Origin of the sequence: Micromonospora sp. D75 (assembly GCF_018070405.1) — a bacterium.
Taxonomy (GTDB): domain Bacteria; phylum Actinomycetota; class Actinomycetes; order Mycobacteriales; family Micromonosporaceae; genus Micromonospora; species Micromonospora chalcea.
In genome coordinates, this window is the sequence record NZ_JAGPXV010000026.1 from 1 (window position 1) to 20,687 (window position 20,687).

The following is a 20,687-nucleotide window of genomic DNA, read 5'->3' on the forward strand; positions in this document are numbered from 1 at the left end:
CACCGGTACGACGACGAAGCGCCCGCCGGCTGATCGCAGCCGGCGGGCGCTTTCGCGTACGTGGTGGCTCAGGCCCCGGAGGTGACCCGGTACGCGTCGAACACGCCGTCGACCTTGCGGACCGCGGCCAGCAGGTGGCCCAGGTGCTTCGGGTCGGCCATCTCGAAGCTGAACCGGCTCACCGCCACCCGGTCCCGCGTGGTGGTGACGGTCGCGGAGAGGATGTTCACCCGCTCCTCGGACAGCACCCGGGTCACGTCGGCGAGCAGCTTGTGCCGATCCAGCGCCTCGACCTGGATGGCGACCAGGAACGTGGACGCCGAGGTGAGCTTCCAGCTGACCTCGACCACCCGCTCGGGCTGGGCGCGCAGGTCCTCGGCGTTGGCGCAGTCGTCCCGGTGCACGCTGACCCCGCCGGAGCGGGTGACGAAACCGAACACCGAGTCCGGCGGCACCGGCGTGCAGCAGCGGGCCAGCTTGATCCAGACGTCGCTGACGCCGCGGACCACCACGCCGGGGTCGGCGCTGCTCTGCCGGCTGCGCGGCGGCCGGGTGGCGACGGCGGTCTCGGCGATGTCCTCCGCCGCGCCCTCCTCGCCGCCGTAGGAGGCCATCAGCTTCTGCACGACCGACTGCGCGGAGACCTGGCTGTCGCCGACCGCCGCGTACAGCGAGGCCACGTCGGCGAGGTGCAGGTCCCGCGCGATCGCCATCAGCGCGTCCGAGGTGAGCATCCGCTGCAGCGGCATGCCCTGCTTGCGCATCGCCTTGACGATCGCGTCCTTGCCGGCCTCGATCGCCTCCTCGCGCCGCTCCTTGTTGAAGTACTGGCGGATCTTCGTACGCGCGCGCGGGCTCTTCACGAAGCCGAGCCAGTCCTGGGTGGGGCCGGCCGTGTCGGACTTCGACGTGAAGATCTCGATCACGTCGCCGTTGGAGAGCGTCGACTCCAGCGGCACCAGCTTGCCGTTCACCCGCGCGCCGATGCACTTGTGCCCGACCTCGGTGTGCACCGCGTACGCGAAGTCCACCGGCGTCGACCCGGTCGGCAGCGGGATGACGTCGCCCTTGGGGGTGAAGACGTACACCTCCTGGCTGGACAGGTCGAACCGCAGCGCGTCCAGGAACTCGCTCGGGTCCGCCGCCTCGCGCTGCCAGTCCAGCAGCTGCCGCAGCCAGGTCATCTCGTCGATGTGCGCCGGCGGGCCCACCACCGGCGTGCCCTTGTGCTCCTTGTACTTCCAGTGCGCGGCGATGCCGAACTCGGCCGTGCGGTGCATCGCGTACGTGCGGATCTGCATCTCCACCGGCTTGCCGGTGGGCCCGATGACAGTCGTGTGCAGCGACTGGTACATGTTGAACTTGGGCATGGCGATGTAGTCCTTGAACCGGCCCGGCACCGGCTGCCAGTTGGCGTGGATGACTCCCAGCGCCGCGTAGCAGTCGCGCACCGTGTCGACCAGGATCCGCACACCCACCAGGTCGTAGATGTCGTTGAAGTCGCGCCCCCGCACGATCATCTTCTGGTAGATCGAGTAGAGGTGCTTGGGCCGCCCGGTCGTCTCCGCCTTGATCTTGGCGGCCTTCAGGTCGGTGGACACCTTCTGGGTCACCTGGCGCAGCAGCGCCTCGCGCTGCGGCTGGTGCTCCCCGATCAGCCGGTTGATCTCCTCGAACCGCTTCGGGAACAGCGTGCCGAAGGCGAGATCCTCCAGCTCCCACTTGATCGTGTTCATACCGAGGCGGTGCGCCAGCGGCGCCAGGATCTCCAGCGTCTCCTTGGCCTTCTGCTCCTGCTTGGGGCGCGGCAGGAAGGTCAGGGTCCGCATGTTGTGCAGCCGGTCGGCCAGCTTGATCACCAGGACCCGGGGGTCCTTCGCCATCGCGACGACCATCTTGCGGATGGTCTCGGCCTTGGCCGCGTCGCCGAGCTTGACCTTGTCGAGCTTGGTGACGCCGTCGACGAGCAGCGCGACCTCGCCGCCGAAGTCGGCGCGCATCGCGTCGAGCGTGTATTCGGTGTCCTCGATGGTGTCGTGCAGCAGCGCCGCGACCAGCGTGGTGGTGTCCATGCCCAGGTTCGCCAGGATGGTCGCCACCGCGAGCGGGTGCGTGATGTAGGGGTCGCCGGACTTGCGGTACTGCCCCGAATGCCACCGCGCGGCCGTGTCGAAGGCGCGCTGCAGCAGCCGCGCGTCGGCCTTGGGGTGGTTCTCCCGGTGCGTCGCGATCAGCGGCTCCAGCACCTCACTGACCTGCGATGTCTGCCAGGGCGCGTTGAACCGGGCCAGCCGGGCGCGTACCCGCCGGCCGGTGGGCGCGTTGGAGAGCGCGAACCCGCCGCTGGTCGCCGCGTCGGCGGCAGCCTCGGTCGGGAACGGCACCACGACCGCCCCGCCGTCGGCCGTCGCGTCGGGCGCGCCGCCGGTGGCGCCGGTCGCCCGGGCCTGCGGGTTGCCGCTGCGCTCGGTCACCGAGCCGTCCGCGTCGCCTGTCGGGTGCACCGTGCCCTCCACCGGAGGGACGACATCGTGGGACACCGGCCTCCTCACCGCTCGCCGGGATGCGCCGGCCGTTCGGCCGACGTCTGGTTCAACCGGCCCGGGGGCCGGTGTTGTTCCGCGCGGTCACCGGGGCCGGGCCCCGGCGCCTTCGCCGCCCCGGACACCTCGGCCGGGTCGGGCAAAGCGCAATGCTACCCGTACGCAGGGTACGCCACCGCTCCCCCGGACGGTCGGCGCCGACCGGCCCGACGGCCGGGGCCGGGTCAAACGGTCAACAGGGCGTGGACCGGACGCGGCGCGAGCCGCTTGCGGCCTTCCAGGAAGCCCAGCTCCAGCAGCACGGTGAACCCGGTCACCGTGCCACCGGCCCGCTCCACCAGGTCCAGCGTCGCCTCGGCGGTGCCGCCGGTGGCGAGCACGTCGTCGAGCACCAGCACGCGGTGGCCGGCGGTGAAGGCGTCCTGGTGCACCTCCAGCGTCGCCTCGCCGTACTCCAGCGCGTAGGAGGCGGAGTGCGTGGCCCGGGGCAGCTTGCCGGCCTTGCGCACCGGCACCACGCCGACCCCGGTGGCGTACGCGACGGCCGCGGCGAGCACGAACCCACGCGCCTCGATGCCGGCGACGGCGTCGAACGAGTCGCGCCCGTGGTACGCGATGATGCCGTCGATCACCTCACGGAACGCCGTACCGTCGGCGAACAGCGGCATCAGATCCTTGAACACGACACCCGGCTTGGGGAAGTCCGGCACGTCCAGCAACCGGCTGGCGACGAGCTGGGCGACCTCCGGGCCGCTGTCTCCGCGTACGCCCGTGGTGTGGGTCTCCGTCACAGTGCGTCCCATGTCCTCTCGAAACGACGACGGCGTCCGTCATGCCGTGACATCAGCATGACGGACGCCGTCGTCGCGACTACGTCCGGGCCCGTGGTTCAGCGGCGCTTGCCGCCGGGCCGGTTGCCGCCACCCCCGGCGGGTCGGCCGCCGCGGGCGCCGCTGGGACGCTTGCCGGCCGGGCGGGCGCCGACCTTGGGGGCGGCGCCCGCGAGCGCGGCGGCCTCCGGGTCGATCGGCGCGTCGGCGTCGGCAGCCGGGGCGGCGCGCGAGGCGCCCTTCGGGGTGATCTCGCCCCGGGCCAGCGCGGCCCGGCGGGACAGCACCCGCTTGTTGTGCGCGCTGATCCGCGGGTCCATGTTCTTCAGCAGCACCAACAGCGGGGTGGCCAGCACGATCGAGGTCAGGAACGCCACCGCCATACCGACGAACAGCACCAGGCCGAGGTCCTTCAGCGTGCCCGCGCCGAGCAGGCCGGCGCCGATGAAGAGCAGGCCGCCGACCGGCAGCAGCGCCACCACCGAGGTGTTCAGCGACCGCATGAGGCTCTGGTTGAGCGCCAGGTTGGACGCCTCGCCGTAGGTGACGTTGTTGTTCGCGGTGATGCCGCGTGTGTTCTCCTGCACCTTGTCGAAGACCACCACCACGTCGTAGAGCGCGAAGCCCAGGATCGTGAGGAAGCCGATGATCGTCGACGGGGTGACCTCGAAGCCGACCAGCGAGTAGATGCCGGCGGTGAGGACCAGGTTGGTCAGCAGCGAGGTGATCGCCGCGACCGCCATCCGCCACTCGAAGCGCAGCACCAGGTAGATCGACACCACCGCGATGAAGATCAGCAGACCGAGGAAGGCGCGGGAGGTGACCTGGCTGCCCCACGCCTCGGAGACCTGGCTGCCGCTGATCTGGTCGGCCTGGATGCCGAACTCCTCCGCCATCGCGGCCTTGGCCGCGTTGGCCTGCTCGGCGCTGAGCTGCCCGGTGCGCATCTCGTAGAACTCGCCGCTGGTGCTGCCGACCTTCTGCGCGCTCACCACCTCGACGCCGGGCGCCTCGTCGGCCAGCACTTCGTCGACGGTCTGCTCGGCCCGGTCCAGCGTGCCGACGCTGGCCGGCACCTGGAACGTGTTGCCGCCGGCGAACTCGATGCCGAGCTTGAAGCCGCTGATCGCGAAGCTGAGCACCGCGATCAGGACGAGGACGCCCGCCACGCCGAACCATAGGTTGCGGCGGCCGACGATGTTGAGATCCGCCTCGCCCCGGTAGAGCCGGGCGGCCAGACCGTTCTTAGCCATCTCAGGCCTCCTTGACACGCGGGTTGCGGGCGGTGCCCGACTCGGCCGACCGGGCCGGCAGAGCCCGGCCCAGACCGCTGACCCGCGGCGACAGGAACGCCCGGGTGCGGGCGAACATCGTCATGATCGGGTGGCGGAAGAGGAACACGACGACCAGGTCGAGCACTGTCGCCAGGCCGAGCGCGAAGGCGAAGCCCTTCACCGCGCCGACCGACACGATGTAGAGCACCACCGCCGACATCAGCGTGATCGCGTTCGCCGAGATGATCGTCCGGCGGGCCCGGATCCAGGCGCGCGGCACCGCGCTGCGTGGGCTGCGGCCCTCCCGGATCTCGTCCTTCAATCGTTCGAAGTAGATGACGAACGAGTCCGCCGCGACGCCCAGTGAGACGATCATGCCGGCGATGCCGGCGAGCGTGAGCGTGAAGCCGATCGAACGGCCGAGCACCACGAGCGCGCCGAAGACCAGCAGCGCGGAGAGCACCAGGCTCAGGAAGATGACCGAGCCGAGCAGCCGGTAGTAGAAGAACGAGTAGATGATGACCAGCAGCATGCCGATGCCGGCGGCCAGCAGACCCGCCTTGAGGTGGCTGTCGCCGAGCGTCGCGGTGACGTTCTGCTGCTCCTGCGGCTCGAACGTGACCGGCAGCGCGCCGTAGCGGAGCTGGCTGGCGAGCGCGTTCGCGGTCTTGTTGTCGAAGCTGCCGGTGATCTGCGAGTCACCGGTCAGCACGCCCTGGATCTCCGGGGACGAGACGATCTCGTTGTCCAGGACCACGGCGACCCGGCACTTGCCGTCCTGACCGAGCGCGGTCTGGTCGCAGGCCTGGCCCTCGTTGTTGAACGCCTCGCGGGTCAGCGCGGTCCACTTCTCCTGGCCCTTGCCGGTGAAGTTGAGGCTGACCACCCAGGAGCTGGTCTGGTCGAGCTGGGCGGAGGCGTTCTTGACGTCGGTGCCGAGCACCTTCGCCACGTCGAGGAGGTATTTCGCGCCGGACTCGCAGGCGACCGCCTTCTGCTTCTCGTCCTTGATCGAGGCGGCCGGGCGCTTGTCGAGCTGGGCGCAGGTGATGGTCGGGACGTTGAACTGCATCTCGACCGGCAGGACCGCGACCTCCTGCGGAGTGAGCGTGCCGAACGGCTTGAGCTTGTCGGCGAGCGTCGGGTCGGTGGTGAGGTCGGCCGGGGCCTGCAGGCCCGAGGCGGCGGCCCAGGCGGCCGCGCCGACCTTCTGCTCGACGGCCTTGCGCTGCTGCTCGATGCTCTGCGGCACCGGCTCGGCGCTGGCGCTGGCGCTGGGGGACGCGGCGCTCGGCGAGGCCGACGGGGTGGCCGAGGCGCTGGCGCTCGGGTTCGGGGCCATGCCGCCCTGTCCGCCGGCGCTCGGCGACCCGCTGACCTTGGGGCTCGTGGTCGCCTGCGGCGACGCGCTGCCCGACGGCGCCGGGCTGGCGGTACCGGACGGAGCGACGCTCGGGGTCGGCGCGGGCGCGGCGGCGGCGCCGCTGCCGTCGGTGGCCTTGAGGACCTTGCGGAAGCGCAGCTCGGCGGCGCTGCCCACGTCGGTCAGGTCCCGGTTCTGGCCGGGCAGGGAGATGACGATGTTGCGGTTGCCCTCGGTGACCACCTCGGCCTCGGCCACGCCGTAGGCGTTGACCCGGCTCTCGATGATCTGGCGCGCCTCCTCGAGGTTGCCGGCGGTCGGCGGCTTGCCGTCCACGGTGTTTGTGGCCTCGAGCGTCAGCCGGGTGCCGCCGACGAGGTCCAGGCCGAGCCGGGGCTCCAGCCGGTCCTTCCAGCCACCGCTGGCGCCGCCCGAGAAGAACACCAAAAGATAGAGGACGACGAAGATGAGCCCGAGCACGGCGAGCTGCCGTCCGGGCCGCATCTGTCCCTGAGGTGGTGCCACGGCTGTCCTGTCTCCCTGTACGGTCGCGCCGCTTCCGCGGCGGCGACAACTGTCGGGCCGGGGGTGTCCGCCCGACTGCTCCGGCGGATCGGCACCGGCCGACGGCACGCCGACCGGGGCACGGCGCGGGGGCGCCGCACGGCCTGGCCGGGTGCCGGCGCCGGGCGCCGACCCCAACTATCCACTTGTACCGATGATTCCGCTGCCCCGTCCGGGGCGGCAGTCACTCCTTGACCGGCTCGGCTTCCTCGCTGATCGTCTCGGCGGCCGGCGCCTCGGCGCGCTTGATCACGCGGGCCACGGCGGGGCGGGCATACCGGGTCTGCACCCCCGGGGCCACCTCCAGCAGGACGGTCTCGTCCTCGACCGCGGTGACAGTGCCGTGCAGGCCGCCGATGGTGACCACCTCGTCGCCCGGGGCCAGGGCGGACTGCATCTGCTCGGCCTCGCGGCGGCGCTTCTGCTGCGGTCGGATCATCATGAAGTACATGACGACGAAGAGCAGAGCGATCATCAGGATCGGCGTCAGACCGCCGGCTCCCCCGCCACTCGCTGCTGCGTAAAGCACGGTGTAGACCTTCCGGTTGGCCTCCGTCCCGGCGCCGGAGGGCGCCGCAGCGGAAGCGGATTCTCACGTCCTGTACAAACCGCGGCGAAGTCTAGTCCCTGCTCCTGAGAAGACCGAATGCGGCACAGATCACGAACGGATCACGGCTGGTCGGTCTGCACCGAGAAGAGATCGGGCCCCGAAGAGGTATCCGCACCAAATGTACCATTCGGCGGGTTGCGGCCCAGATGCCGCCAAGCGGCCTCCGTCGCCACCCGCCCCCGCGGCGTACGCGCCAGCAGGCCGGCCCGCACCAGGAACGGCTCGCAGACCTCCTCGACCGTGTCCGGCTGCTCCCCCACCGCGACCGCCAGCGTGGACAGGCCCACCGGGCCGCCCCGGAACGAGTCGACGAGCGCGGTCAGCACCGCCCGGTCGAGCCGGTCCAGGCCGAGCGCGTCCACGTCGTAGACGGTCAGCGCGGCCCGGGCGGTCTCCAGCGTGACCACGCCGTCGGCCCGCACCTCGGCGTAGTCGCGCACCCGGCGCAGCAGCCGGTTGGCGATACGCGGGGTGCCGCGGGACCGGCCGGCGATCTCGGCCGCGCCGTCAGCGGTGATCGGCACGCCGAGGATCCGGGCCGACCGGTGCAGCAGCGTCTCCAGGTCGGCCGGGGCGTAGAAGTCGAGGTGCGCGACGAAGCCGAAGCGGTCGCGCATCGGCCCGGTCAGCAGGCCGGACCGGGTGGTGGCGCCGACCAGCGTGAACGGCTCCACGTCGAGTGGGATGGCCGTCGCGCCCGGGCCCTTGCCGACCACCACGTCGACGCGGAAGTCCTCCATGGCGCTGTAGAGCAGTTCCTCGGCCGGCTTGGCGATCCGGTGGATCTCGTCGATGAACAGCACGTCGCCCTCGGCGAGGCTGGTCAGGATCGCGGCCAGGTCGCCGGAGCGCTCGATGGCCGGGCCGCTGGTCACCCGGATCCCCGCGCCCAGCTCGGCGGCGACGATGTTGGCCAGGCTGGTCTTGCCCAGGCCGGGCGGACCGGACAGCAGGATGTGGTCCGGCGGCGAGCCACGCCGCATCGCCCCCTGCAGCAGCAGGTCGAGCTGGTCCCGGACGCGGTCCTGGGCGATGAACTCGGCCAGCCGCTTCGGCCGGACGCTCGCCTCCGCGTCCCGCTCGGCGTCGTCGACGTACGCCGAGACCAGGTTCTCCCCGCTCATCGGGTCCGGCCCAGGAGGCGGATCGCCTGCTTGAGCAGGACCGGCACCGGCGGCGTCTCACCGTCCACGGTCTCCGCCACCGCGGCCACCGCCTGCTCGGCCTGGGCGGCCGTCCAGCCCAGCCCGACGAGGGCCTGGCGGACCTGCTCCGGCCAGGCGCCGGCGGTCACCCCGGCCGCGCCGTCGGCGCCCACCGGCACCGGGCCGATCCGGTCGCGCAACTCCAGCACCAGCCGCTCGGCGCCCTTCTTGCCGATGCCCGGCACCCGGGTCAGCGCCGCGGTGTCGGCGTTGGCGATGGCCTTGCGGACCGCATCCGGCGTGTGCACGGCGAGCACCGCCTGGGCCAGCCGGGGACCGACCCCGCTGGCGGTCTGGAGCAGCTCGAACAGCTGCTTTGCGTCGTCGTCGGCGAAGCCGTAGAGGGTGAGCGAGTCCTCCCGGACGACCAGGCTGGTCGCCAGCCGGGCCGGCTGGCCCACGCGCAGCTCGGCGATCGTGCCGGGGGCGCACTGCACGGCCAGGCCGATGCCGCCCACCTCCACCACCGCGTGATCCGGGCCGGTGGCGGTCACCGTGCCGCGTACGCTCGCGATCATCGCGTCCCTCCTCGTCGGGCCCGCTGCGCGGCCTCGGCCAGCTTGGACCGGGTGCCGCCGCGCCACACGTGACAGATGGCCAGCGCCAGCGCGTCGGCGGCGTCGGCCGGTTTCGGCGGCTCGGGCAGCCGCAGCAGCCGGGTGACCATCGCCGTCATCTGCGCCTTGTCGGCCTGGCCGGAGCCGGTCACCGCCGCCTTCACCTCGCTCGGCGTGTACGTCGTCACCGGCAGCCCGGCCCGGGCCCCGGCGAGCACCGCGACGCCGCTGGCCTGCGCGGTGCCCATCACGGTGCGGACGTTGTGCTGGCTGAACACGCGCTCCACGGCGACCGCGTCCGGGCGGTGCTCGGCGACCAGGTCGGTGAGCGAGCGGTCCAGGTGCAGCAGGCGCAGCGGCAGGTCGTCGGCCGGGTCGGTGTAGACCACGTAGTAGGCCACGAGCGTGCAGGGGCGGCCCGGCACGCCCTCGACCACGCCGACCCCGCACCGGGTCAGCCCCGGGTCGACGCCCAGCACGCGCACGCCGCCTCCTCCCCGAGCCGCCAGCAGTACGTGTGTTCGACACACCCTACTGGTGCCCGCCGACGGCGGGTCGGCCGGACACGCCGGACGCGGCCGGTGACGCGGCGCACCACACACCCGGGCGGTGGAGTATGTGTCGCCGCCCCATGTGCCAGGGGGCACCCGGCTCGTACGTTCATGCGCCATGACGGCAGAACCCGTGGTGGTCCCCCACGTCGTACACGTCGACCTGACCGGCCGTACCGCGCTGGTCACCGGCGGCGGCAGCGGCATCGGACGCGCCTGCGCCCTGCGCCTGGCGGCGGCCGGCGCGACAGTGGTGGTGCTGGACCGCGACGAGGCGGCGGCCGGGGCGGTGGCCGCCGAGGCCGGTGGCCGGGCGGTCGGGATCGACCTCGCCGACCCGGCGGCGGTGGACCGCCTCGACGTCGACGCCGACATCGTGGTCAACAACGCCGGCCTGCAGCACGTCTCGCCGGTGCAGGACTTCCCGGTCGAGCGCTTCGAGTACATCCAGCGGGTGATGGTCGAGGCGCCGTTCCTGCTCGTGCGCCGGGCGCTGCCCCGGATGTACGCGAACGGCTGGGGCCGGATCGTCAACATCTCCTCGGTGCACGGGCTGCGCGCCTCGCCGTTCAAGGCCGCGTACGTCTCGGCCAAGCACGCGCTGGAGGGCCTGTCCAAGGTGGTCGCGCTGGAGGGCGCCGCGCACGGCGTCACCGCCAACTGCATCAACCCGGCGTACGTGCGGACCGCGCTGGTGGAGAGCCAGATCGCCGACCAGGCGGCCACGCACGGCATCGGCGAGGACGAGGTGGTCGAGAAGATCATGCTGGCCCGGGCGGCGATCAAGCGGCTGATCGAGCCGGAGGAGGTGGCCGAGCTGCTGGCGTACCTGTGCTCCCCGCCGGCCGCGTTCCTCACCGGCGCCTCGATCGCCCTCGACGGGGGCTGGACGGCGAACTAGTGGCGCCCCGCACAATGTCGGTCATGTCGTCGCCGGTCGAGTTCCTGGAGTTGCTGGCGCGCGAGGCCGCCGCGGTCGAGTTCGAGGGTCCGCTGGTGGCCGCGCGCGCCGCCGGGCTGCCCGCCGACCGGCTGGCCGAGCTGGAGCAGGCGAAGGTGGTGGCGCTGCGGGTACGGGCGCTGCTGGCCCGGCGGCGGCGCCGGGAGACCGAGCTGTCCGGCCTCTACGACACCGCGAGCGACCTGGCCGGGCTGCGCGACCTGGACGACGTGCTGCACGCGATCGTGCACCGGGCGCGGATCCTGCTCGGCACCGACGTGGCGTACATGACGCTCAACGACGAGGAGCGCGGCGACACGTACATGCGGGTGACCGACGGCTCGATCTCGGCCCGGTTCCAGCGGCTGCGGCTGGAGCTGGGTGACGGCCTGGGCGGCCTGGTGGCGCAGACCGGCACGCCGTACGTCACCTCGAACTACCAGGAGGACGAGCGGTTCCGGCACACCGGGGAGATCGACGGCGGGGTGGGCGAGGAGGGCCTGGTGGCCATCCTGGGCGTGCCGCTGCGGCTGGGCTCCAGCGTGATCGGCGTGCTGTACGCGGCGAACCGCTCGGCCCGGCCGTTCGCCCGGGAGGAGGTTTCGCTGCTGGTGTCGCTGGCGGCGCACGCGGCGGTGGCGATCGACACCGCGCGGCTGCTGGCCGAGACGCGGGCGGCGCTGGCCGAGCTGTCGGCGGCGAACAGCACGATCCGGGCGCACAGCAGCTCGGTGGAGCGCGCCGCCGCCGCGCACGACCGGATGACCGCGCTGGTGGTGCGCGGCGGCGGGATGGAGGACGTGGCCGCGGCGGTCACCGAGGTTCTCGGCGGCGCGCTGCTGGCGCTTGATGCCGAGGGCCGGCGGCTGGCCCGGGTCGGCGAGATCGAGGAGCCGGACCGGGCGGACATCGTGGAGGCGGTCGCCGCGTCGCGTACCGAGGGACGCAGCGTGCGCCGGGGTCCGCTCTGGTACGCCGCGGTGGTGGCCGGCGCGGAGAACCTGGGCGCGCTGGTGCTGCGCCCGGACGACGAGCTGGTCGACGCCGACCAGCGCATCCTGGAGCGGGCCGCGCTGGTGACCGCGTTGCTGCTGCTGTTCCGCCGCACGGTGGCCGAGGCGGAGGGGCGCGTGCGCGGCGAGCTGCTGGACGACCTGATCGCCCGGCCGCTGCGCGACGCGGACGCGCTGCGCGCGCGGGCCCGCCGCATCGGGGTGGACCTGGACGCGCCGCACGTGCTGGTGGCGGTCGGCGACGACGCGTTCGCCGAGACCGGCTCGGCCCGGCAGCGGGTGCTGTCCTGGGCCACCACGTACGCCTCGACCCGGGGCGGCCTGGCGGCGGCGCGCGACGGGCGGGTGGTGCTGATGCTGCCGGGCCGGGACGCGGGCGGCGCGGCCCGGGCGGTGGCCCGGGACCTGTCGCGGGTGACCGGGCGGCCGGTGACGGCGGGGGCGAGCGGCCCCTCGACCGGGCCGGCGTCGCTCGCAGTCACGTTCGCCGAGGCGGAGCGCTGCCTGTCCGCGCTGGGCGCGCTGGGCCGGGCCGGGCAGGGGGCGAGCACCGCCGAGCTGGGCTTCGTCGGGCTGCTGCTGGGCGCGGTGGGCGACGCCGGGGACCGAGACGTGGCCGGATTCCTCACCGCGACAGTGGGTCCGGTGGTGGACTACGACGCCCGGCGGGGCACGGCGCTGGTCAAGACGCTGGAGGCGTACTTCGGGGTGGGCGGCAGCCTGGCCCGGGCCGCCGAGCAGCTGCACGTGCACGTGAACACGGTCACCCAGCGGCTGGAACGGGTCGGGCAACTGCTCGGCGCGGACTGGCAGCGCCCGGATCGGGCGCTGGAGGTGCAGCTCGCGCTGCGCCTGCACCGCCTGCGCACGCCCGCCCGCTGAGCGGGCCGGGCACGGCGACCCGGTCTCAGCGGACGCGCAGGCCGTCCAGGACGGTGTCCACGATCCGCTCGGGCACCACCCGCTCGTCCCCGGCGTGCCAGTGCAGCATCCGCTGGGTGAGCATCGGCGCGGTGAGCAGCGCCATGGTCACCTCGATGTCGATGTCGGCGCGGAGTTCGCCGCGCTCGATCGCGCGGCGCAGCACCTCGCGCAACGCCTCGCGGCGCGGCTCGACGATCGCCTCGTACGCCTGCCGGTGGGCCGAGCTGCGGTTCACCTCGGGCACCAGGCACGGCATGATCTTGCGGGCCCGGGGGTCGGCGTGCTGACCGACGGCGCCGACGAGCAGCACCAGGTCGTCGCGGACGGAACGGCCGGCGCAGTGCGGCGCGGGCCCCTTGAGCGTGCGCAGCGCGTCCAGCAGCAGCGCGTCCTTACCCGGCCAGCGGCGGTAGATGGTGGCCTTGCCGACTCCGGCGCGGGCCGCGATCGCCTCGATGCTCAGCGACTCGACGCTGTTGCCCTCGGCCAGCAGGTCGAGTGTGGCGTCCACGATCGCCTCGTCCGCGCGGGTGCTCCGCGGTCGTCCGGGCGACCGCGGAGCATCCGCCGTGGAAGTCATGTCAGACATTGTCCACGAACCTACGCGGCCCCGGCCAGCTCCCGGTCCGTGGCGGGGGTCGCACCACCGGCGGCGGCGACCGGCCGGCCGGGCATCCAGCGCAGCACGATGACGAGGCCGAGCGCGGCCACCACCGCCGAGACGCCGGCGGCCCAGTGCATGGCCGAGACGAAGGAGTCGTTCGCCGCGTCGATGAGTCGCGGCGCGGCCGGGCCGAGCCGGTCGGCGACCGCGTACGCCCCGGAGACCGACTCGCGGGCCGCGTCGCGTACCGGCGCGGGCAGGGCGGCCACCGCCGGGGCGACCTGGTCGCGGTAGACGGCGGAGAGCACCGAGCCGAGCACCGCCACGCCGAGCGCGCCGGCGACCTGCCGCACGGTGTTGCTGACCGCCGACCCGACACCGGCCTTCTCCCGGGGCAGCGACGACATGATCGACTCGGTGGCCGGGGGCATGATGTTGGCCATGCCGGCGCCCTGGAGGAAGCCGAGCGCCGAGAAGATCCAGATCGGGGTGTCCGCGTCGATGAAGACGAACGCGCCCAGCGCGGTGGCGGTGAGCAGCAGTCCGACCGCCGCCACCGACCGGCCGCCGTAGCGGCGGACCATCGCCGCGCTGCGCGGGGCGAAGATCAGCTGGGCCACCGCGAACGGCAGGAACAGCAGGCCGCTCTCCAGCGGGCTGTAGCCGCGGACCAGCTGCAGGTAGAACGCGCCGAAGAACATCACGCCCATGGCGGCGAAGAAGACCAGCCCGACCAGCGCCACCGGGGCGGCGAAGCGGGGCACCCGGAACAGCCGTACGTCCAGCGACGGGTGGTCGCTGCGCAGCTCGTGGGCGATGAACCAGCCGAGCACCGCGAGACCGCCCAGCACCGCTACCCACACCTGCGGCCGGTCGAAGCCGTGCTCGCCGCCGTCGATGATGCCGTACGTGAGCGCGACCAGGCCGACCACCGACAGCAGCACTCCGGGCACGTCGACCCGGCCGGGCTTCGGGTCGCGGGACTCCGGCACCAGGGCCGCGACCAGCACCACGCCGAGCGCCACCACCGGCACGTTGATCAGGAAGACCGAGCCCCACCAGAAGCGCTCCAGCAGCGCGCCGCCGAGCACCGGGCCGATCGCCACGCCGAGGCCGACCGCGCCGGCCCAGACGCCGATCGCCTTCGCCCGCTCGCGCGGGTCGAAGACGTTGGAGATGATCGAGAGCGTCACCGGCATGATGGCCGCGCCGCCGACGCCCATGAGCGCGCGGGCCGCGATGAGCTGGGCCGGGTCCTGCGCGTACGCGGACAGCAGCGAGGCCAGCCCGAACAGCGCCAGGCCCAGGATCAGGAAGCGGCGGCGGCCGAGCCGGTCACCGAGCACGCCGAAGGTGAACAGCAGCCCGGCGAAGACGAGCGTGTAGGAGTTGATCGCCCATTCCAGCTCGCCCTGGGTGGCGCCGAGGCCGTGCACCGGGTCGGCGAGGGTGCGCAGCGCGACGTTGAGGATGGTGTTGTCGAGGACGACCACGAGGAGGCTGATCACCAGCACCCCGAGGATCGCCCACCTCCTCGGGTGTCCGGTGTTCCCGTGTGCTTCCACTGCAGGTTCTCCCCCCGGCTCCCCCGCGTCGAAATACGATACGGGTCAGACTCGTAACGGTGACGAGCGTAGGCGCGAGGATTTCGATACGGAACCGGTTCGTATCGAATGTGTGCCAGGTCACTTCTCGGCGTCAGGCGGCGCTACGCAGGCAGGCCAGCGTGGCCTCGCCGAGCGTGGTGAGGCGCTGCGGCACGGCCGAGGTGGGCGGGAACGGCTCGATCCAACCCGGGCCGGCGGCGAGCACCCGTACCCCCGGCAGGTCCCGCCGCAGCCGGACCAGGCGGTACGCGCGGCCGGTCACCGGGGTCTGCGACCAGACCACCACCACCCGCGGACGGACCCGCGCCGCCGCGCTGGCAAGCGCCGACCAGGGCAGGGCCGGGCCGAGGTGCAGCGCGCCGCGCCCGCGCTCGCGCAGCGCCGCGGCGAGCGCGTGCAGCCCGAGGCAGTGCGTCTCGTGCTCGGCGCCGGCCAGCAGCACACCCTGGGCGGGCAGCGGCCGGGTCGGCTCGCGGCCGAACACGTCCAGCCCGACCCGCAGCCCCTCGGAGAGGGCGTGCTCCATCGCGATCTCGGCGGCGCTGTCGCCGCGCAGCGAGCCCAGCAGCGGCAGGCAGACCTGTTCCCAGGCGGGCACCACGCCGGCCTCGGCGGCCAGGTCGAGCAGCAGCCCGGCGACCTGGTTGTCGTCCAGGTCCTCGGCGGCGGCGGTCAGCCGTTTGCGGGCCGTCTCGGCGGCCCCGGCCGGCATGTTCTCGGTCAGCAACGGACGTACCCCCGGGTAGCTCTCCTACCCAGGGGTTCGCTCGCACCGGCCGATCCGGATGCGCCGATGGCGGATCCGGCCGCCGCCGGTCAGTCCGGGAAGGTCACCACCCAGCGGGCGCCCTCGCCACGGGACAGCCGCGAGAGTGCGTCGGGCGCCTCCGCCAGCGGCACCGTGCCGCTCACCAGCGGGCCGAGGTCAAGATCACCGGCGGCGAGCGCGGCGGCCAGCTCCGGCACCTCCCGATCCGGGTCGGTCGAGCCGTACACCGAGGAGCGCAGCGTGCGGGCGGAGTGGAAGATGTCCAGCGCGGAGAGGCTGAGCATGTCGTCCTTGCCGCCCATGCCGACCACGGTGACCGCTCCCCCGCGCCGCGTCGCCCGCCAGGCGGCGCGGATGGTGGCGGACCGGCCGACGCACTCGAAGGCGTGGTCCACGCCGCGCCCGTCGGTGCGCGCCCGGATCTGCTTGCCCAGCGTGTCGTCGGAGCGCAGGAAGTCGGTGGCCCCGGCCGCGAGCGCCAGGTCCCGCTTCGCCTCCACCACGTCCACGGCGAGGATCGGCGACGCGCCGGCCCGCCGCGCAGCGGTCAGCACGGCCAGGCCCACCCCGCCGAGCCCGATCACCGCTACCGACTCGCCGGGCGCGACCCGCGCGGTGTTGCGGACCGCGCCGACGCCGGTGAGCACCGCGCAGCCCAGCACGGCGGCCTGCTCCGGCGGCAGCCCGGCCGGCACCGGTACGGCCGCGCGCTGCGGCACCACCACCTCCTCGGCGAGCGCGCCGAGCCCGAGCGTGACCGCGAGGGGCTCACCGGCGGCCGTCTCACCCCGGGGTGTCGACGGGTTGGGATTGGCCGCGCAGAGCCACGGCTCACCGTGCCGGCAGTGCCAGCAGTCCCGGCAGGCCGGCGCCCAGTTGAGCACCACTGGCGTGCCGACCGCGATCGTCGTGTCCGGCCCGGCCTCGGCCACCACGCCGGTCGCCTCATGACCCAGCACCAGCGGGTACGCGGGCGCCAGCGTGCCGTCCACCATGGCCAGGTCGGAGTGGCAGATGCCGGCGGCGCGGATGCGTACCCGCAGCTCGCCCGGGCCGGGGGCGGGCAGGCGTACCTCCTCGACCGCCGAGGTCTCGCCCCGGCCGCGTACCACCAGCGCCCTCACCGCTGGATCGCCTTCAGCTCGGTGAACTCCTCCACGCCGTACGCGCCCAGTTCCCGGCCCAGGCCGGACTGCTTGTAGCCGCCGAACGGGGCGAGCGGGTTGAACGCGCCGCCGTTGACGTCCACCTGACCGGTACGCATCCGCCGGGCCACCGCCAGCGCCGCGTCGGAGTCGGCGGACCAGACCGCGCCGGCCAGCCCGTACCGGGAGTTGTTGGCGATGGCGACCGCCTCGTCGGTGTCGGCGAACGGGATCACCGCGAGCACCGGGCCGAACACCTCCTCCTGGGCGAGCGCGCTGTCCGGGTGCACGTCGGCGAAGACGGTGGGCGCGACGAAGTGCCCCTGCGGCGGCAGCGGCGCGTCCGGTCCGCCGGCGACGAGCCGGGCGCCGTCGGCGAGCGCCCGGTCCACGTGGTCGCGTACCCGCCGGGCCTGCGCGGCGGAGGCGAGCGGGCCCAGCCGGGTGGCCGGGTCGAAGGGGTCGCCGAGCCGGTAGCCGGCCACCGCCGCCGCGACCAGGTCCAGGGCCTCGTCGTAGCGGTCGCGGTGTACGAGCATCCGGGTCCAGGCGGTGCAGGTCTGCCCGGAGTTGAGCAGCGCGTTGCCGACGCCGACCTTGACCGCGGTGGGCAGATCGGCGTCGGCCAGGACGATGTTCGCGGACTTGCCGCCGAGTTACAGCGACACCCGGGCGATCCGCACGGCGGCCAGGTGGGCGATGCGCCGGCCGGTGGCGGTGGAGCCGGTGAACGAGACCAGGTCGACGTCGGGGTGCGCGGCCAGCGCCTCGCCGACCACCGGGCCGGTGCCGGGCACCAGGTTCACCACGCCGGGCGGCAGGCCGGCGTCGGTGATCGCGTCGAACAACAGGTACGCGGTGAGCGGCGTCAACTCGCTGGGCTTGAGCACCACTGTGCACCCGGCGGCGAGCGCGGGCGCGACCTTCGCGACCACCTGGTGCAGCGGGTAGTTCCACGGGGTGATCGCGCCGACCACGCCGACCGGCTCGCGGACGACGAGCGAGTTGCCGACCGGGTGCTCGGCGGCCGGGCGGGCGGCCAGGTCGAACATGCTCCGCAGCTCTTTGAGCGGCAGCCCGGCCTGGACTCGGGTGGCGAGCTTGAGCGGGGTGCCCAGCTCGGTGGCCACGGTGCGGGCGATCTCGTCGGCGCGCGCGGCGAGCGCGGTGTGCAGCCGGTCCAGGTGCGCGGCCCGCTGCTCGGGGGCGGTTGCGGCCCAGCCGGGGAACGCGGCGCGGGCGGCGGCGACCGCGCGGTCCACGTCGGCCGGCGTACCGGCCGGCACCTCGCCGATGATGCTCGCGGTGGCCGGGTTCTCCACCGGGACGGTGTCGTCCGACGACGGGTCGGCCCAGTCACCGGCGATGTGCAGGTGGCGGCGCGTCAGCAGGGCGGGCGGGGCGGCGGCGAGATCCATGGCGTCCTTCGGGGGCGGCGGTGGAAACTAGCGGTGGGAGTTTGGACGCTACTCCGGACCGCCGACCCGTTCCAGCGGGGCGACGGTGGCCGCGTACTCGGCGGCGAGGCCGTGCAGCAGCGCGTCCAGGCCGAGCGCGAACGCCCCCTCGTCCACGCTGCGCTGGTGGCCGGCGAGGCGGTGCGCCTGGTTGAGGTGCGGGTGCGCGGCGTAGAGCGAGGGGTCCTCGACGAAGCCGCGGGCGAACGAGCCGAGCGCGGACCCGGCCACGAAGTAGCGCATCGCGGCGCCGATGTGGGTGGCCCGCGCGGGCGGCCAGCCGGCCCGGACCAGCGCGCCGTAGACCGCGTCGGCCATGGCGAGCGCGGCCGGACGGCGGCCCGGCCCCTGCGCCAGGTACGGCACGATGTTCGGATGCGCGGCCAGCGCGGCCCGGTACGAGCGCGCCCAGCGGCCGAGCGCGTCGAGCCACTCGTACTCGTCGAAGACGCCGATGTCCACGGTCGCCGCGACGCCGTCGGCCACCGCGTCGAGGATCTCCTCCTTGGTGGCGAAGTGGTTGTAGAGCGAGGGGCCGCGTACGCCCAGCGCGGCGGCGAGCCGCCGGGTGGAGAGCGCGTCCAGCCCGTCGGCGTCGATCAGCGCCAGCGCGGTCTCGACGATCCGGTCGCGGGTGAGCAGGGCCTGTCGGGGTCGGGGCACCTGATCATCATCCTCCTTTCGACATCGGGTCTGGACGCGGGAAAACTTCCAGCGCTAGTTTATAGCCAGTCGACCTGAGGGGGAACCGTGGACTTCGCACTGTCCGACGAGGAACGCGCGATCCGGGACACCGTTCGCACGTTCGTCACCCGCGAGGTGATGCCGCTGGAGGCGGAGGTGCTGCGCCGCGAGCGCGCCCACCAGCCCGGCCTCGACCGCTCCGAGCTGCGCGAACTGCAGCTCAAGGCGAAGAAGTTCGGCTTCTGGGGGCTGGCCACCCCGGAGGAGTACGGCGGCATGGCGCTGCCGGCGGTCATGCAGTCGCTGATCTGGACCGAGCTGGGCCGCACCTTCGTGCCGTTCCGCTTCGGCGGCGAAGCCGACAACATCCTGTTCCACGCCACCGAGGAGCAGAAGCGCGAGTTCCTCATCCCCACCATCGAGGGGGAACGGATCTCCTGCTTCGCCATCACCGAGCCCGGCGCGGGCTCCGACGCGGCGAACATCAAGCTGCGCGCCCGCCGCGACGGCGACGACTGGATCCTCGACGGCGAGAAGACGTTCATCACCAACGGCAACGACGCCGACTTCGCCATCGTGGTCGCCGTGACCGACCCGGAGAAGGGCGCCCGCCGCGGCGGCGCCACCGCCTTCCTGGTGGACCGCGCGATGGGCTGGCGCTCGGAGTTCATCCAGACCATGGGCGAGGGCGGCCCGGCCTCGCTGATCTTCGACGGCGTACGGGTGCCGCACCGCAACATCCTCGGCGAGATCGGGCAGGGCTTCACGCTCGGCATGGAGTGGATCGGCAAGGGCCGCTACACCATCCCGTCGCACGCCGTCGGCATCGCCGAACGAGTCCTCCAGATGGCGATCGACCACGCCAACACGCGGGAGACGTTCGGCGCGCCGATCGCCACCAACCAGGCCATCCAGTGGATGATCGCCGACTCGGAGACCGAACTGGAGGCGGCCCGCTGGCTGATCCTGCGCTCGGCCTGGACGGTCGACCAGGGCCTCGACCCCCGGCACGCCTCCTCGATGGGCAAGCTCTACGGCGCCGGCATGGTCAACCGGGTGGTGGACCGCGCGCTGCAGATCCACGGCGGCATGGGCTACACCCGCGAGCTGCCGATCGAACGCTGGTACCGGCAGGTCCGGCTGTACCGGATCTTCGAGGGCACCGACGAGATGCAGCGGCTGATCATCTCCCGGGACCTGCTGCGCGGCTACACGAAGATCGGCGGGCACCTGGCCTGAGCTGTCACCCGACCGCAGCGGTCAGCCGGTCAGCGCCTCGACCGCCCGGTCCACGTCCTCCTCGGTCGTGTACAGGTGGAACGAGGCGCGGACCCGGCCCGCCCGGACCGCCGCGCGCACCCCGGCGCGGGCCAGCCGTTCCTGCGCGTCCGGCACGTCCACGGAGACGATCGCGCTGTCGCCGGGCGGGCGGCCCAGCCCGGTCAGGAACCGGTTGGCCAGCCCCACGTCGTACGCGCGCACCTCCTCCGGATCGAGGTCGGCGAGCAGCTCCAGCGCGGGCGCGGCCCCGACGTAGCACAGCCAGGACGGGGAGATGTCGAAGCGCCGGGCGTCGTCGGCCAGGCGCAGCGGCAGTCCGTAGTAGGAGGCGTGCGGGTCCTTGCCCGCGAACCACCCGGCCGCGTCCGGGCGAATCCGCTCGCGCAGCTCCGGCGCCAGGTAGGCGAAGGCCGCGCCGCGCGGCGCCATCAACCACTTGTACGCCCCGACCACCACCGCGTCCGCCCGGTCCGCGGCGAACGGCAGCCACCCGCACGCCTGCGTGGCGTCGACCACCACGACGGCGCCGTGCGCCCGGGCCGCCGCGACGATCTCGTCGTACGGGGCCACGACGCCGTCGGCGGACTGCACCACGCTGAACGCCACCAGGTCGGTGCCGGCGTCGATCGCGTCGACCAGGCCGGCCAGCGGCACGGTGCGGACCCGCACCCCGCGCTCCTGCTGGACGAGCCAGGGGAACAGGATCGAGGTGAACTCGCTCTCGGGCACCACCACAGTCGCACCCTCCGGCAGGCTCGCCGCGATC

17 protein-coding genes and 1 pseudogene are annotated in these 20,687 nt (G+C 73.4%); 3 read left to right on the plus strand and 15 right to left on the minus strand.

Annotated elements, in window-relative coordinates:
* Positions 1–68: 68 nt before the first annotated feature.
* From KBX39_RS03140 to ruvC, 8 genes are all read right to left on the minus strand, one after another.
* Positions 69–2,516 carry a bifunctional (p)ppGpp synthetase/guanosine-3',5'-bis(diphosphate) 3'-pyrophosphohydrolase gene (locus KBX39_RS03140; protein WP_176722760.1) on the minus strand — a complete coding sequence of 816 codons (2,448 nt, stop codon included), beginning with the start codon at positions 2,514–2,516 and terminating at the stop codon, positions 69–71.
* Positions 2,517–2,767: 251 nt separating this feature from the next.
* Positions 2,768–3,334 carry an adenine phosphoribosyltransferase gene (locus tag KBX39_RS03145; RefSeq protein ID WP_043324974.1) on the minus strand — a complete coding sequence of 189 codons (567 nt, stop codon included), beginning with the start codon at positions 3,332–3,334 and terminating at the stop codon, positions 2,768–2,770.
* 98 nt (positions 3,335–3,432) lie between these two features.
* Positions 3,433–4,626 carry a protein translocase subunit SecF gene (gene secF / locus KBX39_RS03150; protein WP_043324975.1) on the minus strand — a complete coding sequence of 398 codons (1,194 nt, stop codon included), beginning with the start codon at positions 4,624–4,626 and terminating at the stop codon, positions 3,433–3,435.
* Between the two features lies 1 nt (position 4,627).
* Complete coding sequence (gene secD / locus KBX39_RS03155; protein WP_176722758.1) at positions 4,628–6,535, minus strand: protein translocase subunit SecD; 1,908 nt, start codon at positions 6,533–6,535, stop codon at positions 4,628–4,630.
* A gap of 223 nt (positions 6,536–6,758) precedes the next feature.
* Positions 6,759–7,103, minus strand: a complete 345-nt coding sequence (gene yajC, locus KBX39_RS03160; protein WP_036343450.1) for a preprotein translocase subunit YajC — start codon at positions 7,101–7,103, stop codon at positions 6,759–6,761.
* A gap of 140 nt (positions 7,104–7,243) precedes the next feature.
* The gene (ruvB, locus tag KBX39_RS03165; RefSeq protein ID WP_064448528.1) at positions 7,244–8,308 is read right to left on the minus strand and encodes a Holliday junction branch migration DNA helicase RuvB; all 1,065 of its coding nucleotides are present in this window, start codon (positions 8,306–8,308) and stop codon (positions 7,244–7,246) included.
* Positions 8,305–8,907 (minus strand): Holliday junction branch migration protein RuvA, encoded by a 603-nt coding sequence (gene ruvA / locus KBX39_RS03170; protein WP_043324978.1) that lies wholly within the window; start codon positions 8,905–8,907, stop codon positions 8,305–8,307. Before ruvA ends, ruvB begins: the two co-directional genes overlap by 4 nt.
* Positions 8,904–9,431, minus strand: a complete 528-nt coding sequence (gene ruvC / locus KBX39_RS03175) for a crossover junction endodeoxyribonuclease RuvC (protein WP_030502538.1) — start codon at positions 9,429–9,431, stop codon at positions 8,904–8,906. Before ruvC ends, ruvA begins: the two co-directional genes overlap by 4 nt.
* Before the next feature lie 184 nt (positions 9,432–9,615).
* On the opposite strand from ruvC, the gene KBX39_RS03180 reads away from it, so the two are divergent.
* Positions 9,616–10,398 (plus strand): 3-hydroxybutyrate dehydrogenase, encoded by a 783-nt coding sequence (locus KBX39_RS03180; RefSeq protein ID WP_030502539.1) that lies wholly within the window; start codon positions 9,616–9,618, stop codon positions 10,396–10,398.
* A 14-nt stretch (positions 10,399–10,412) separates the two neighbouring features.
* Entirely contained in the window at positions 10,413–12,332 is a 1,920-nt protein-coding gene (locus KBX39_RS03185; RefSeq protein ID WP_069087661.1) for a helix-turn-helix domain-containing protein, read from the plus strand.
* A gap of 25 nt (positions 12,333–12,357) precedes the next feature.
* Here the strand turns inward: KBX39_RS03185 and KBX39_RS03190 are convergent, their stop codons facing one another.
* The 6 genes and pseudogenes from KBX39_RS03190 to KBX39_RS03215 form a co-directional block, all read right to left on the minus strand.
* On the minus strand, positions 12,358–12,963 hold the full coding sequence (locus tag KBX39_RS03190) for a TetR/AcrR family transcriptional regulator (RefSeq protein WP_030502541.1): 606 nt from the start codon (positions 12,961–12,963) through the stop codon (positions 12,358–12,360).
* 11 nt (positions 12,964–12,974) lie between these two features.
* Complete coding sequence (locus KBX39_RS03195) at positions 12,975–14,543, minus strand: MFS transporter (protein WP_210869101.1); 1,569 nt, start codon at positions 14,541–14,543, stop codon at positions 12,975–12,977.
* A 133-nt stretch (positions 14,544–14,676) separates the two neighbouring features.
* A complete protein-coding gene (locus tag KBX39_RS03200; protein ID WP_223201133.1) occupies positions 14,677–15,312 on the minus strand; it encodes a transcriptional regulator in 636 nt (211 codons plus the stop codon).
* 89 nt (positions 15,313–15,401) lie between these two features.
* Entirely contained in the window at positions 15,402–16,478 is a 1,077-nt protein-coding gene (locus KBX39_RS03205) for a zinc-binding dehydrogenase (protein WP_312245860.1), read from the minus strand.
* Positions 16,475–17,917, minus strand: a pseudogene (locus KBX39_RS03210) (aldehyde dehydrogenase family protein). The gene KBX39_RS03205 and the pseudogene KBX39_RS03210 overlap by 4 nt, the downstream one beginning before the upstream one ends.
* A 48-nt stretch (positions 17,918–17,965) precedes the next feature.
* Positions 17,966–18,619: a TetR/AcrR family transcriptional regulator gene (locus KBX39_RS03215; RefSeq protein WP_043324983.1), complete on the minus strand. Its 654-nt coding sequence runs from the start codon at positions 18,617–18,619 to the stop codon at positions 17,966–17,968.
* Positions 18,620–18,706: 87 nt separating this feature from the next.
* Here KBX39_RS03215 and KBX39_RS03220 point away from each other — a divergent pair, with 87 nt between their 5' ends.
* Positions 18,707–19,879, plus strand: coding sequence for an acyl-CoA dehydrogenase family protein (locus tag KBX39_RS03220; RefSeq protein ID WP_043324984.1), 1,173 nt, complete (start codon positions 18,707–18,709; stop codon positions 19,877–19,879).
* A gap of 21 nt (positions 19,880–19,900) precedes the next feature.
* Here KBX39_RS03220 and KBX39_RS03225 read toward each other — a convergent pair.
* Positions 19,901–20,687: aminotransferase class V-fold PLP-dependent enzyme (locus KBX39_RS03225; protein ID WP_210869103.1), on the minus strand; the 787-nt coding region annotated here is incomplete at its 5' end.

Bases quoted from the DNA above. Each gene is read 5' to 3' on its own strand.
- secF (WP_043324975.1), bottom strand. From the start codon at position 4,626: ATGGCTAAGAACGGTCTGGCCGCCCGGCTCTACCGGGGCGAGGCGGAT.
- ruvB (WP_064448528.1), bottom strand. From the start codon at position 8,308: ATGAGCGGGGAGAACCTGGTCTCGGCGTACGTCGACGACGCCGAGCGG.
- KBX39_RS03190 (WP_030502541.1), bottom strand. From the start codon at position 12,963: ATGTCTGACATGACTTCCACGGCGGATGCTCCGCGGTCGCCCGGACGA.
- KBX39_RS03180 (WP_030502539.1), top strand. From the start codon at position 9,616: ATGACGGCAGAACCCGTGGTGGTCCCCCACGTCGTACACGTCGACCTG.
- ruvA (WP_043324978.1), bottom strand. From the start codon at position 8,907: ATGATCGCGAGCGTACGCGGCACGGTGACCGCCACCGGCCCGGATCAC.
- KBX39_RS03185 (WP_069087661.1), top strand. From the start codon at position 10,413: ATGTCGGTCATGTCGTCGCCGGTCGAGTTCCTGGAGTTGCTGGCGCGC.